Below are 14,309 nucleotides of genomic sequence, written 5' to 3' on the forward strand. Positions count from 1 at the left end.
TCTCTTCGTTGGTTCATTTTTCCGTTGCTCACGTATCCATACCATACGTTGTGCTACTCAAAATTTCACCGTCTCGATCTTCTCGCTTCTAATTCGGCACTTTTTGAACACGCACTATTAAATACTTAAAATGACAATACCAATAATCATCATGGCCACTCCTACAAAATGTGGTACTCTCATCTTCCGTTTTTGCACACCAAACCATCCGTAGCTATCAATAATAAATGTAATACTTAGCTGAGCGATTAAGACAACAGCTATCGTAATGGTAACACCTATCTGTTGAATCGCCAGAACATTACTATAAATAATGATTGCTGCCAAAGCCCCGCTAGTTAAATAAAGTGGGTTTACCTGCTTAAATCCTTGCCATTTTCCATCCCGAACAAACAAAAGAATAAGCAAAGCAGCAAGAAATCCTGTTAACTGGGTAAGCGTTGCAGCCTGCCATGTACCAATACTCTGGCTAATTCTTGTATTAGCAACACCTTGTATAGTGATAAAAGCTCCACCTAAAAACGCAAATATAATACCTTTCATTTTTGCACACTCCAACATAAATTTCTTTTTGCAAGAAAGAAGATTTTCCACATTACCATGTTTTTGAATTACGATACTATTATTAAATAATAAATCTTTTCAATTAGAAAGGACATATGTCCCTAAATCTTTCTTTTTCATTTGGAAATTCTTCTTGCTTCTATTAAACTGTTCATACATATGTAGAAAGTAGTACAATCAAGTTAAATGAAAAACTAATTCTCTCTAAATCAAATGGATTAATTAATTTTACAGGAAATGGAGAGAACTTTAAATGATCGATTACATAAACCTTCCGACAGAAGAAATTGCCAAGCGGCTTTTAGGCAAATTACTAATTCATAAAACAGACTCTTGTTTATACAGCGGCTATATTGTTGAAACAGAAGCATACATTGGAGAGATGGATATGGCTTGTCATAGCTTTGCGGGGAAACGTACACCAAGACTTGAATCTATGTATAAAAAAGGAGGAACTGTTTATATTTACACAATGCATACACACCACATGCTAAACATCGTGACCAAAGAAATCGGTGATCCACAAGCTGTCCTTATTCGAGCAATAGAACCAATCGCAGGCATAACACAGATGGAAGTAAACAGGAATAACTATGGGGTTTTGGTAAGCAATGGTCCAGGAAAATTAACAAAGGCAATGGAAATAACAAAAACTTTAGACGGTATCACCTTAAATGAGAGAGATTTATTTATTGATGAAGCCAAAAGTAAAGTGCCAAAAGAGATTATAACAACACCCCGCATCGGCATACCAAACAAGGAAGATTGGACACTAGAACCATTGCGTTATTATGTAAAAGGAAATCCTTATGTATCGGGTATAAGAAAGAGGGATTGTTTGTTAGATTGTTGGAATTAAACTCTACTAAGAAATGATGCATAGACTGACTCTGCCCCCAATATCACCTAACCAAACTTCAATATAATGAAAAATAAACAAAAAGCGGAAGTATGGGTTATTTTTTCAATATATTATAATTGACGGAATCTTAAGTTAATGACATTCATCCTGTCCCTCCTGATAAAAATATCCTGCCTATAGTTCGTAACGGTTCTTTTAACTTTCAAGTATGAAAAGATAAAAACTCTCTTCTAGATTCTCACATCTAAAAAGAGAGTTTTCGATTATATTTTCTTCACAAATTCAGACTTTAATTTCATTGCTCCAAAGCCATCGATTTTACATTCGATATCATGATCTCCGTCTACCAAACGGATACTTTTTACTTTTGTTCCAATTTTTAATACAGAGGAGCTTCCTTTAACTTTTAAATCTTTAATAATGGTAATAGAGTCACCATCATTTAACACATTTCCATTTGCGTCTTTAATCTGTGCTGTTTCCTCGCTCGCTTCTGATTCAAGTGTCCACTCATGAGCACACTCCGGACAAACAAACAGACTTCCATCTTCATACGTATATTCAGAATTACATTTAGGACAATTTGGCATTTCAAGCATTCTTTTTCCTCCACCTACTATTTTTTTATATATAAATTATTCAGGTTCTTATTTTATCTTAAAAGTACGTAATAAAACATTGCTAATTTAAAAAAACATAAATATGTCAAACATTGAATGGAGTGCGATTTTTCCGTAAATCCCCTCATGCCTCCTTCTAGGTTTGTTTCTGCCTATTTTACAAAAGTGAAGTCTCGTGGATTCTCTTCTTCAATTACCAATCATCTATTTAAAAGGAAATTGCTTCCCCATCATCTGGTACTAAGATTGTCTTGGAAAGATCTTTTTCATTTATATATTGTTTCAATTCTTTTCTTGTTAATAAGCAATGATTAACTGCTTCCATATGGGAAACAAGTATTGTTGCTTCTGGTGCTTCTTTATATGTTTCGTATATATCCTCTTTTGTCATGGTAATAGGATCCCCTTGAAGAAATTGTGCCGCTCCTCCATTTACAATAATTACCTCCGGATGATAATTGGAAATGGTATGTTGAACATCACTGCACCATATCGTATCTCCTGCGATATATAGCGTTTTTTCATCTGGATGCTGAAAAACAACTCCTGAAACATCGCCCATTAATTTTCTAATGATCCCCGTCCCATGCTTACCACCAGTTCTTATTAATCGAATATCTCCAACTGTCGAAACAGCCGTCAAAGATTCTACATTTTGAAAACCTTCTTTTTTTATTGTTTGTGCATTTTTTTCTGACTGTGCAAAGATACTTATATCTTTAGGCAATGCCTCGATAGCAACAGAATCGAAATGGTCTAAATGCAAGTGGGTAACAAGGACGACATCCACATTTATTAGTTCTTCTATTGAAATAGACAAATCTACTGTTGGATTAAATTTATTTTGATTCTGAGTATTTCGAAAAGGTGGATATGTCCCTTTTTTTGCTAGAAAGGGATCAATTAAAAACCTCTTTCCTCCATAATTTAATAGAATGGTTGCATGACGTATTTGCTGGATATTCACCACTCATTACTCCTTTCGTTTGCTTCTAATATAGGATAATATGGAAACAAACGCACTGTACATAATGAAAATCAAGTGTTTATGGCAGAATACTTGATTACTGAAAGAGGTTGTTAGAATGCTTGATCATACCGACAAAAAAATCGTTGAAGCATTACAAAAGAATGGCCGCATCACTATGAAAGAACTAGGCGAGAAAGTTCATTTAACAGGCCAAGCTGCAGCGTCCAGAGTAGTTAAATTAGAGGAAGCAGGTGTAATAAATGGTTATACGATTCAATTAAATCATCAAAAATTAGGTTATCCTGTCCATTCCTTCATTAATATTTTTATAAAAGGCATTGACCATCATCCCTATTTATCCTTTTTAGAAGCGCAGAAAGAATATATAATACATAATTATAAAATAAGTGGAGAAAGCTGTTACCTTCTCGAATGTAGATTTCCATCCACAGATGAACTCGACTTATTTTTAATGAAATTAAATAAATATGTTAATTACCAATTGTCGATTGTTATTAAGGAAACCACGAAAAAAGATATATACTAAGGTCAGCTCACCATTACATGTTGGAGGTTGTTAATTTGCATATTCAATGCATTTACAAAGAACAAACATGGGAAATACGACATAAAGTTATGTGGCCAGATAAACCCATTGACTATATTAAATTGCCAAATGACGAGACAAGTATTCATTATGGCTTGTTTCAAGGAGAAAAACTACTATCAATTATTTCCCTCGAAATAGAGCAAGACGAAGCTCAATTTAGAAAGTTTGCCACTCTAAAAGAAGAGCAAAGAAAAGGGAATGGCAGCAAATTGCTGGAATATGTTATTACAGAAGCAGCACAAATGGGAATTAAAAAACTTTGGTGCAATGCACGTCAAAACAAGATGGGCTTCTATCACAAATTCGGTTTAACAGAAACAAATCAAGTGTTTGAAAAAGATGGGGTTTGCTATGTGATTATGGAAGTTTTGTTATAAAATAGCTTTTCGATTCTGTTTTTTTATGATTGCTTAAGGTGATTTAGATTTTATTCATTGGAGGTTTCTCCTATGCTAAAACCAGCCACTAATTTCAAAATCATAACTGTTTCCAGAGATGCTCTTGGGAGTTTTATGAAAATTACATTACCTCTTATTGAAGGTGATTTTATTATTCGTTGGGCATTAGATGATTTTTCATATCTTCAAATAAAACAATTAGTCTCTACTAAATATTTTGATTCTCTCGCAAAAGGATACAGATATGAGCTTGTTTCATATTATAGTAGTCATCTCGAAAATCTAGGAGCTGAAATGATTCATAAAGGTTACATACGGTGTATCTTGCCTGATCGTGGAAAAAACATTCCCTTTCTTTGCTCCCCCCAATTTGCTGGGAATATGGAGTGGTTAACTCATGTAGCAAAAAGCCGTCATGAAATAGAGCATTTGGATTGGAAAAATTTCTTGTCCTAAATATCCTCTAGGCACAGTTATATTCGATTTTAATGTATATGTTCCATTATTTTCTTGATCAAGAATAGTAAATTTATGTTCATTTAAGCGTTTCTTTAATACAATAAGTTCATTATTTTTTGGTGTGTTCAATATAAAATGTGTCCCATGTTGGGGTTCGATTTGTCGCTGATTTGATATAAGCCAAATCTCTGAGTTTAAAATATACGATTTCAGTGTATTAAAATATTGAATGTTTGTATACTCATTAGGTACCTTTTTTTCGTCAACATTAACTCCTATAATAGCCGTTTTCTCTTGCCCTTCTTGCCATTTCCCCTTTATGGGTGGAATCCTTATATTATCACCTATCGTTACATATTTTATATTTGGATTTTCTGGATTATATTGCAACAAGAGATAGTCAGTATTGCCTAACGAGATATTTTTTTCTTCCTTCATTACAAAGAATATAGCTTCTTTATTTACATAGCCGTTATTTATCATATTTGTAAAATCCAAAAAAGAAAGCGAAAAAAAACATTATCATAGGGCTAACATATGTATACTAAAAAAAAGAATATAATATTTCACACGATTAAATACCAGATTATATCTCTTCACATTTTCCCCTTTTATGTAAAAAGAGATAATCGGTTAGATTATCTCTTTAAAGTTCACCAAATTATGTCATCTTACCGGATATGTTCTAGCGTTATCTCCTACTGGATCGTTCCAATTAATTCTTACATAATACCTACCCAATTTCACCGTATATCAAATAACGCTTTTCCGAAACCCACATTACGGCAATCAGTGAACATATCATAAGTTGAACACCTGGTCCCCAGTGCTTTAAAGTATTACGGAACGGTGATCAGGCTTCAAAATTTTAGAACATGAAAAGAACCATCCTTTTATTATTGTTCTATTCGAGGACAGTACATAAACCCAAGTTTGTTTGGCTCAATATTTGTTTTGATATTTATCTCTAATTGCTTTTGAGAAATTATAATAATTATAGCTTTTCTACTTTCTCAAGTTTTAAATTATTTATTCTATAAACTTCATCGCAGAGAAGCTTGATGTCCTCTTGATTGTGACTTGTAAGTATGATGGTTCTACCTTCTTCTCTAAATTTTTGAAGCAACTTGCGAATATTTTCAACACTATCTATGTCAAGTGCATTAAAGGGTTCATCTAAAATTAGAGTTTGCTGATCTTCCATAATTGCTTGAGCAATTGCAAGCTTTTGTTTCATACCAAGAGAGTAATTTTTCACTTTTTGTTTTGCTTCCGGTTGTAATCCTACCATTTCCATTGTCTGCTTTATTTTGTCATCGTTAATCTTGTTTTCAATCATTGCAAGTGCTTTTAAATTTTCAAAACCTGTTTTTCCGGCAATGTATCCGGGTCGATCAATTATAATTCCAAAACTATTTGGAAATCGTTTATTTGTTCCTAACTCTTCCCCATTTACAATAACTTTTCCGGATTTTGGAAAAATAAATCCACATATTAGCTTGAATAATACCGACTTACCAGAACCGTTATGACCAATAATTCCATAAATTTTTCCTTTTTCTACCCTAAAATTTAGATTTTCAAATATTTTTACTTCTTTGAATGACTTGCTAACTTGATTAATCTCTATATATGACAAATTTCCCACTTCCTTTTTAAAAGTCTATATCTTTTTTATTAAAGATATATAAAATAGCTACAATTTCCATGATAATCCATATAGATAGAACCAAACTTATATAATAAGTTGAGTGGCCGTTTAGCATATACCCCATACTGTTCAATCCATAAGGCATAATTAGTTTCGCATTTAGGCCTGGAAACATAAAAATTGAAAGTATACTTATGCTGACTAGACTATAAAATGTTTCTTTGCACAACCAAGCAATAATAAATACGAATAATGTGTAGAATAGTAGTTGTAAATAACCGTTAACGAAGAAATGATAGAACATTTCATATATCGTACTAGAGTTATCTATAGTTATATAAATACTTAAAGAAGAACCTGCTAAGAAAGAAAATAATGAAAGTGATAATAAATAGAGACCAATGTAAATAAATATTTTTCTAAACCAGCTCCAAAACCACTTATTTACCGAGTTATAACGCAAAAGATTATAGTATCCAATTTCTCTTAATGATCTTTGTAAGTACATTTGAATTAAATATATGAAACCCACATAAATAATAAAATAGGATAAAAAAGCTTTTAGATTAAATACGTTTTGTGAACCACCAAAAAAGTTTATTATAAATTGATCCCAAATAGTCTTGGCTGATCCCTCTTGAGAACCTAACCATAAAACTATTAAAGTAAGTATTGCAAATAAAATATACATCCAGTTAAAAGAAATTCTTTTAAAAATAAATTGATTTAAATCAATTCTCCCTAAAATCCAAATAAGGAAAAGTAAGATCCCCACTACAATAACAAAAGGAATCCATATATTACCAAAACCTGTTGCTCCCCAATGTAATATTAAATAATTGGATAAATCAAAGAAAAAAGCGCTCTCGGGCAGCACTCTAAATGATGCAACACTATATAACCATATTATAATACCTATAGATATTACAATTCCTTTTCTTTTTGACATAACATAGATTAAAGATATGCTGAAGTGAATACAGATTAAACTTAGCGTAAATAAAATAAACTGTAAAAGTATCCCTAAGAAAGGTGTAATTGCGAACTTTTCTAATATTTGTGATTCACTTAATGATTCGTTTAGTTGACTGAACGGGCTCCATCCAGTAAATGGAGGAGTTCCAATCAATAAGATGAGAATAACTAATCCCCAAACAGCAATTAAAACACTATACGTTTTTAAAAATTTTTTTAATGTTTGATAAATCCACTTTCGGTAGGACCCTAATCTAATTAAAATAATATATTCAAAATCAGAAATAACTATAGAGACTGACCGGAATAATAAAATCGGCAGAATAACATATATAATTAGATAAATATTACTTAGCAAAGTATATAGTAAATCCCACTTATTGATTAAAAGCTCAGTCTGGATCGAAAAATAATATAATTGTTCTTTACTTCTTGAACCAAACGCATACAAAGCAACTCCTAATATTATCCACTTAATCTTAAAAACTTCATCTATAAAACTTTTAAAATTATTTTTCAATAAACTACTCATAGCGTTTATGCATATTCTCCTTTAAATATAAACATAATATGATAATGACAATGCATAATAATGTAAATGGAACAAACACTGTCCATAAAGGTTGTTGCGATATACTAAATGGAAAAATAGTGTAAGAGGGGGAAAATCTATCAAACCCTAGTGCTTGTGTAATAAAATTTGCAAGCAAATAATATATAAATGGAATTGAAAGAGCTATAAAAGGTTTTTCTAGTATCATAAGAAGCAATAAAGCTATCGTTGCATACATCATTCCATTAAGCCCTACCCATAACGAGTAAAGTATTCCATATGGTAAAGTTCCCAAGAAAAGAAGTTGCTCAAATGTTGTATATGGAATAGGATTCCCTTCTGTAGGATACAACTTTACTATACCTAGCAATGGTTCGATATACATTGAAAAGACAAAAGGAATAAATGTTATTAAAAATGCTATCAAAAAAGATAAAACAGCATTAATTAGTAATTTACTAGATAAGTAAGTAGATATAGGAATACGTATACGAGCGTATTGAATAAAATGGTTTTTTTGTTCTCCAACAAAATTAATTGTATTAACCAGAATCACTATTATAGGAAAAAGCAATGGAACAAAATTAGAATTCAATCTCAGATAAAGGTCTAATTGTCTATAAAAGACATAGTTATCTTTAATCAATAGAAATTGAATAGTTGGAAGTACCACTATTAATAACATCCAAATAATAATCTGTCGCCACCCTATTACTCTTTTAAATTCAGCTTTAAGTTGATGTCCTAACATTTTAAAATCTCCTTTACAAAATACCCAATCGTTTTCATAAAAGAATCAGTCAAATAGTCTGACCGATTCTTTTTGTAGAAATTACTTAGTTACTTCTCCATTCGCCCTTTACTCTAGCATCAACTAATTGATTAAAATCTGAGCTAAATTGAACTCTAGTATCGCTTCCCGATTTAATTGTATTAGGCAATTTAAAAGGACCGCCAACTGTTGAAATACGTACCCAAGCTCCTGTTCCTCCACTGTATGAATGCGCCCTAGCATCCATTGCTTTACCAAGTGTACTGACCTTTAAATCAGATGACGCATTACTTGTAGTCTTTGTTTGCTGTGGGGAAAATGCGTTACCATTAAACCCTGGGACGATTACATCATACCCGGAATAATTTGTTCCAGCCTGAGCCATTCCTCCAGTAGTTACAAGTCCTGCTGCTAATACCATTGCTGCTAATTTCTTTTTCAACTTTATGTATCCTACAATATTATTCTTACATATAAGCTATTAAACTTCATCGTAAATCAAATTGCGGTTTACCGAAATCTACATTACGGTAATCAATAAATTATTGTATTAGGAGAAAGGCAAATAAGCATATATTCCTTTCTTAATACTGTATAGACTCCTTGAGTGTCTCATCCCTACTCTTATAACCGCAAACTACTTCACAATATTCCGCAATACAGCAAACTTAAAGGAGCTAGAAAATAATAGCTAGCTCCATTTGATTATTGTTTATTCATGATTTACTAACTGTCGAGATAACAGCCCAAACTCTTTTGCCTTTATAAGTGCTTCAACTCTTGAACTAACCCCAAGTTTTGAAAAAATCTTCGTTAAATTATATTCAATCGTCCTTTGACTCATAGACAGTTCAATTGCAATCGCCTTGTTTGTTAAACCCTTGGAAACTCCATCTAGTATTTGCTGTTCTTTACTTGATAGTGTAATATCCCCTAAACTTTGTTGTCCTTCATCGGTTGAAGGTCTAGCATCGACTCTCCTTAGTTGTTTTAATAGCTGAAGTGGAACCACTACTTCTTCTCTCAATGCACATCGGATGGTGGTGATTAGTTGTTCTTGTGTTGCAGTCTTACTAATAAACCCCGCAACTCCTGCCTTCATTAATAAATTATAATGTGAAGCCAAGTCAAAACCTGTATAAATGATTATGGTTGCATCTGGATCCACTTGTAAAATCATTTTTGTCAGTTCAATGCCATTTACTTTTGGCATATATAAGTCTACTAAATAGATATCATATTTATGTTCTTTCACAATAGCGACTACTTTATCAATATCTGTGATAACATTCGCCTTCATATCTTCTTCTTGCTCTATAATAATCCTAGTTCCTTCACCAACAGCAGGATGATCATCTACAATTATTACATTAATCATATTCATTTCCTCCTGTTTTTATTTCAATAAGTACCTGCATCCCTTTTCCAAGAGATGAATTAATGTCAATTGTTCCACCAACACTTGTAATCCGTTCTTTCATTCCAAAAATACCCATTGTATGAAAAGAATCATTTAATTCTTTCCTATCTATTCCTTTTCCGTTATCTTCGTATTTTAAAGAAATAGTTTGATTATTCTTCCAAAGTGTTATCTTGACTTCAGAGGCAAATGAATGCTTCATCGCATTGTTTAACAGCTCTTGCACCACTCGATACAAAGTTAATTCATATTCCTTATCCAGCATTTTAATTGATAGATCTAATTTCGATTTTAAAATAAAATTGCAGCGAATCTTTGTCTGTTCAATTAAGTGTTGAATACATTGAATGATTCCCAATTCATTCAAAAGAGGCGGTCTGAGTTCATTGCATGTTTCCCTAATTAGATGGATGTTGTCGAGCATTCTTTCCTTAAGATTCAATAAATCGTTTTGGATAGATTTATCGGTAATTTCACCTTTTATCTTTTCCACTTCTCTTAAAAGCTGTAATTGATCCTGAAGCACTGAATCGTGTAAATCAATAGATAAATTTGCTCTTTCCTTTTCTGATAAGGAGAATAATAACCTCGAAAGCCAGTAAGGATATTGGGTGTTTTGCCGCTCTCCCATCTCCTTGTAGTCTTCCATTTTTTCAACAAGATTTTCGATTAACTGAAAATTCTCCAATAGTATACTCGAAAAATACGACAGTGTTTCTAACCAAACTTTTTCTTGTATATTTAAATTTGTTTTCCATTTCTTCATTCCAAAAAATATAATACCTTTATTTGCAGCCTCATCTCGAATAACTAATCCAAATCCATCTGCTACTTCCAGTAAAGAACCAACATGATAGTTATTCCAATTTAATTGTTCTACCTTTTCTATGAAATGTTTGGAATAACTCTTCCGATCTTTTATTGTCCAATTGTCTTCCTTATTTTTAGGAAGCATTTATATATATAAAACTTGTTTGACCTTTAGTACATCCTTTATTAAATTCATTAGGTAATTAATCAAACTATCCACCTTTGTTTCATCTTTTGCCCGCTGAAAAAAAGTATATAAACTTGTTTCAAAATTACTTTTTTGTAAAAATGCAGTATGTCTCCATTTATAATCTATAAATTCTTTTATATACAAAAAGAAAGTGGTACCTATAAAAAGAAGTAGAAAGATACTCATTGTCCTAGCAGACATAACGTTCATTTTAAGTAAAAGCTTTATTAGGAATGTAACAAAAATACTGAACGGCAAAGATAAAATAGAATAATATCGCAGCCTATTCAATAAATAGCCTATATCAAATAGCTTTTCTACCAGTTGCAAATAGACAAAAGAAATTGGAATCACAATTAAGAAAATGGCAGTAATCTCTGCAGAAATTAACTCTTGTTTAAAGATAATAAGTGGAATCACATAAAAGCAGATAAAGGGACTGAAAGCTATAAATATAGTTATCCAAAAAATCGTTAAAACGTTATTCTTTTCGGATTTCTTATTTTTTATATAAAACCAAATAAAGTGAAGAAATAAATAACCTATTAAGCCTAGTAAAAAAAGCAACTGAATTGTTTTAGTTTGGAAAGTTAGTAATTTAAAAAGATCACTGCTAACCATAAATAATAAATAAATGAAATACAATGTATATAGTGTGATTAATGTTTTATTACTTAGAAATACTAAATCAAACCTTTTTAAATATTGCTTGATAAAGTGAGAAAAAAGGATAAAAGAACTTGGCAACGTTATGGTGGTTAAAAGCCTTCCGAGAATGTCCCCCCTTGCAGATCCTGATGCACTAAGATAACTTATACTTACAGAGAGTAAAAAATAAATTAAGATAATTGCGGAAGCATCTTCCTTTTTCTTTCTATAAAGAAAAATACTTAATGCTATCACAGTGACTATAAACAAAAAAGGAAACAACAAATAAATGAAATACTGTGCATCGAAATGCCTATACGATATGGAATATGTTTTTATTTGACCATTTTTCTCTAAAATAGTAATAGAATTCGCCATTTCCACTCGATGATAACGTTTCACAGTAGTATGCTGATTTGGTTGTCCACCATTAACAAGCTCAATAATTGATCCTTCTTCTATCCCTTGACTCGATGCCCACCCTCTGTTATATACTTTTTCTATCACCCATCGTTTATTCTCTTCCTTCACTTCCAATCCAACTAATGGATAATGGATGACCGTTATTGTAAAATAACAGGTGATACCAATGGAAAACAGGATAATCCATAAACAAATAGTATGATTCCGGAACAACTTCCTCATTTTAACTCCTTTCGATTATGCTCGTATAGTTTACTGAATTTAATACAGTTAAACCAACCCTTTTTCTATAAAAAAACCGGGATTAATTAAATTCCCGGTTTTTATTCTTATTCCCAATAATAAGCCTTAGGTGTCATTTTTCCATCAAAAAACACTTCTAATATTGCTTTCTGCTCTTCTGGATTCACTCCAATTAGACTCGCTGTTCCTTCTTTTACTTTCATTAATACATCAGCATTATGAATCAAAAATTGAATAACTTCCTGCATTTTTTATTCTCCCGCTCATTATTACATATATTTTAATAATAAATCTATATAATATGGATTTATTTCCAGCTTATTTATTTCAGCTATTGCTTTATTTTGATAAATTTTTTTTATTACTTCTGTGTATGCAATGGCTCCTGTCTCCACAAACTTTGTAGAAATCAACATTTGACTCTTAAGTACCTCATTTTTTTCTATCTTGTTCTCGTAATAATCATGGATCAACGCGAGTTCTTGATCCTTGCAATTTAATAGATAAATAACAGGGAGACTGAACTTTTTATTTAAAAAATCATTCTTTCCATCCCATGATTTTATATCAGCTAAGTCATTATTCATTTGTCCAACCAAACCCATGTATTTAGCATAAATTTCAATTTCAACTGGATAATCACTTTTTGCGAGTACTGTGCCAACTAAGCAAGCGAGCGCAACTAACGAACCGGATTTCTCCAACGTCATCTCTATATAATCGGCTTCACTTTTACATCTATTTAGTAGATCTCTATGCTGCCCATTTATTGATTGCAATGTATATTCTGATAAAATAGAGATGCTTTTATCCCGGTTCTTAAAACCAGTATTTCTTATCACACTTGTACTCAAAAAAAGCAAAGCTGTTGTGGCATTTAATGCTAAATTAGATTCGGCTGCCCACGGCTTGTCTATAAAGTCATTATCCTCAAAATCATCTAATAGTGCGTGTTCAAAAAGGAGGATAAAAGGGACCAAGAAGTTCGAGGCGGTTTAGCTTTGAGCATCACAGCGTATGGTGTTAATACGTGAGAAGCGGAAAAGCAAACCAACGAAGAAATTCGACGTGTCATTTTTACCGGACTTTTTGAACAACCTCTAATATATCGAAGGATAATATTAAAAGCTCAACTGCTGCTGCAACTGTATATATTTCATCTGTCTCTATCCCGTTAAACATCCTATAGTGTAGAACAAGCAATTCTCCAAAGGGAAATCCTTTGGTTGATTGATAATCAATAAACTCTAAAATCTGCTTACACAGTTCATTCTGTTGAACTTGCTCATAAACTATATGGTACATTGACTTCCTTATTTCATCTGACTTAAAGGGACTCAATTGTTTTCCTCCTAGCAACCCCTTACTATATACCTATTAATTTTATCCTATTTCTATAAAGGTTTCACCGAAAAGGACATTGCGTATATACGCAATGTCCTTTTCGGTGTTTGATTAGGAATATATATTCTATATTTTTAATGTATTTAAGAAATGTAAAGAAAAGTATTCAAAAGTTCTTTTTAAAAATTTAGTTTTCTAACTCAATTATCTTTGGCGCTTGCTTTTTAATATTTTCATCATGAGTAACGATAATAATCGTTTTCCCTTCCCGGTTTAAATCTTTTAATATGTTCATTGCTCGATCCGCATTTTCTTTGTCAAGTGATCCTGTTGGTTCATCTGCTAGAATAAGCTCTGCTTTTTTTAGATAGGTTCTAGCAAGTGCAATTCGCTGCTGCTCTCCACCAGATAATGAATACACTTTTTCATGTAATTTATCAGGCATATCCACTTTTTTTAGCGCCTCATCGTAGGTGATTCCTGATTTATTCTTTGTTCCGATAATATCAAAGTTTTGCTTAACCGTTTTATTTTCGATTAAGGCAAAATTTTGAAAAATAAAGGATAGTGTTTTTCCATAATAAGTTCTCTTGTCCATTTTTTTTGTAACATCTATTCCATTTACAATAACGCTTCCTGCATCCGCTCGCTCAATTCCTCCGATGATATTTAATAAGGTGGTTTTTCCACAACCACTTTTACCGGAAATGATGACAAAATCACCTTTATTTATAGTGAAATTCAAATCATTGAATAAAATTTTATTACCATATTTTTTCGATAAATTCGCCACCGTT

General features: G+C 32.0%; 19 protein-coding genes. 4 read left to right on the top strand and 15 right to left on the bottom strand.

Annotated features, from left to right (window positions below):
- Positions 1–117 precede the first annotated feature (117 nt).
- On the bottom strand, positions 118–543 hold the full coding sequence (locus AC5LWL_RS22710) for a DMT family transporter (protein WP_493436411.1): 426 nt from the start codon (positions 541–543) through the stop codon (positions 118–120).
- A gap of 277 nt (positions 544–820) precedes the next feature.
- Between AC5LWL_RS22710 and AC5LWL_RS22715 the strand changes: the two genes are divergently transcribed.
- A complete protein-coding gene (locus AC5LWL_RS22715; RefSeq protein WP_493436694.1) occupies positions 821–1,423 on the top strand; it encodes a DNA-3-methyladenine glycosylase in 603 nt (200 codons plus the stop codon).
- Between the two features lie 266 nt (positions 1,424–1,689).
- On the opposite strand, the gene AC5LWL_RS22720 is transcribed toward AC5LWL_RS22715, so the two are convergent.
- On the bottom strand, positions 1,690–2,025 hold the full coding sequence (locus AC5LWL_RS22720; protein ID WP_493436412.1) for a zinc ribbon domain-containing protein YjdM: 336 nt from the start codon (positions 2,023–2,025) through the stop codon (positions 1,690–1,692).
- 229 nt (positions 2,026–2,254) lie between these two features.
- Positions 2,255–3,013, bottom strand: a complete 759-nt coding sequence (locus AC5LWL_RS22725; RefSeq protein WP_493436695.1) for an MBL fold metallo-hydrolase — start codon at positions 3,011–3,013, stop codon at positions 2,255–2,257.
- Positions 3,014–3,131: 118 nt separating this feature from the next.
- On the opposite strand from AC5LWL_RS22725, the gene AC5LWL_RS22730 reads away from it, so the two are divergent.
- The 3 genes from AC5LWL_RS22730 (at position 3,132) to AC5LWL_RS22740 (ending at position 4,480) form a co-directional block, all read left to right on the top strand.
- Entirely contained in the window at positions 3,132–3,563 is a 432-nt protein-coding gene (locus AC5LWL_RS22730) for an Lrp/AsnC family transcriptional regulator (RefSeq protein WP_493436413.1), read from the top strand.
- 35 nt (positions 3,564–3,598) lie between these two features.
- Positions 3,599–4,003 carry a GNAT family N-acetyltransferase gene (locus tag AC5LWL_RS22735; RefSeq protein WP_493436414.1) on the top strand — a complete coding sequence of 135 codons (405 nt, stop codon included), beginning with the start codon at positions 3,599–3,601 and terminating at the stop codon, positions 4,001–4,003.
- A 72-nt stretch (positions 4,004–4,075) separates the two neighbouring features.
- Positions 4,076–4,480, top strand: coding sequence for a hypothetical protein (locus AC5LWL_RS22740; RefSeq protein ID WP_493436415.1), 405 nt, complete (start codon positions 4,076–4,078; stop codon positions 4,478–4,480).
- On the opposite strand, the gene AC5LWL_RS22745 is transcribed toward AC5LWL_RS22740, so the two are convergent.
- From AC5LWL_RS22745 to AC5LWL_RS22800, 12 genes are all read right to left on the bottom strand, one after another.
- Positions 4,415–4,966, bottom strand: coding sequence for a hypothetical protein (locus tag AC5LWL_RS22745; protein WP_493436416.1), 552 nt, complete (start codon positions 4,964–4,966; stop codon positions 4,415–4,417). The genes AC5LWL_RS22740 and AC5LWL_RS22745 overlap by 66 nt on opposite strands.
- 511 nt (positions 4,967–5,477) lie before the next feature.
- Positions 5,478–6,122, bottom strand: coding sequence for an ABC transporter ATP-binding protein (locus AC5LWL_RS22750; RefSeq protein WP_493436417.1), 645 nt, complete (start codon positions 6,120–6,122; stop codon positions 5,478–5,480).
- Between the two features lie 16 nt (positions 6,123–6,138).
- On the bottom strand, positions 6,139–7,629 hold the full coding sequence (locus AC5LWL_RS22755; RefSeq protein ID WP_493436418.1) for a permease: 1,491 nt from the start codon (positions 7,627–7,629) through the stop codon (positions 6,139–6,141).
- 4 nt (positions 7,630–7,633) lie between these two features.
- A complete protein-coding gene (locus AC5LWL_RS22760; protein ID WP_493436419.1) occupies positions 7,634–8,413 on the bottom strand; it encodes an ABC transporter permease in 780 nt (259 codons plus the stop codon).
- Between the two features lie 85 nt (positions 8,414–8,498).
- Positions 8,499–8,876, bottom strand: a complete 378-nt coding sequence (locus AC5LWL_RS22765) for a hypothetical protein (protein WP_493436420.1) — start codon at positions 8,874–8,876, stop codon at positions 8,499–8,501.
- Between the two features lie 270 nt (positions 8,877–9,146).
- Positions 9,147–9,812, bottom strand: coding sequence for a response regulator (locus tag AC5LWL_RS22770; RefSeq protein WP_493436421.1), 666 nt, complete (start codon positions 9,810–9,812; stop codon positions 9,147–9,149).
- Positions 9,805–10,809, bottom strand: coding sequence for a sensor histidine kinase (locus AC5LWL_RS22775; protein WP_493436422.1), 1,005 nt, complete (start codon positions 10,807–10,809; stop codon positions 9,805–9,807). The genes AC5LWL_RS22770 and AC5LWL_RS22775 overlap by 8 nt, the downstream gene beginning before the upstream one ends.
- Entirely contained in the window at positions 10,810–12,147 is a 1,338-nt protein-coding gene (locus AC5LWL_RS22780; protein ID WP_493436423.1) for a hypothetical protein, read from the bottom strand.
- 107 nt (positions 12,148–12,254) lie between these two features.
- Positions 12,255–12,416 (bottom strand): competence pheromone ComX, encoded by a 162-nt coding sequence (gene comX / locus AC5LWL_RS22785; protein WP_493436424.1) that lies wholly within the window; start codon positions 12,414–12,416, stop codon positions 12,255–12,257.
- 21 nt (positions 12,417–12,437) lie between these two features.
- On the bottom strand, positions 12,438–13,148 hold the full coding sequence (locus AC5LWL_RS22790) for a polyprenyl synthetase family protein (protein WP_493436425.1): 711 nt from the start codon (positions 13,146–13,148) through the stop codon (positions 12,438–12,440).
- 97 nt (positions 13,149–13,245) lie between these two features.
- Positions 13,246–13,509, bottom strand: a complete 264-nt coding sequence (locus tag AC5LWL_RS22795; RefSeq protein ID WP_493436426.1) for a hypothetical protein — start codon at positions 13,507–13,509, stop codon at positions 13,246–13,248.
- Between the two features lie 190 nt (positions 13,510–13,699).
- Positions 13,700–14,305: an ABC transporter ATP-binding protein gene (locus AC5LWL_RS22800; protein ID WP_493436696.1), complete on the bottom strand. Its 606-nt coding sequence runs from the start codon at positions 14,303–14,305 to the stop codon at positions 13,700–13,702.
- Positions 14,306–14,309 lie beyond the last annotated feature (4 nt).

The organism is Niallia sp. WK069_GA_01, assembly GCF_983173855.1.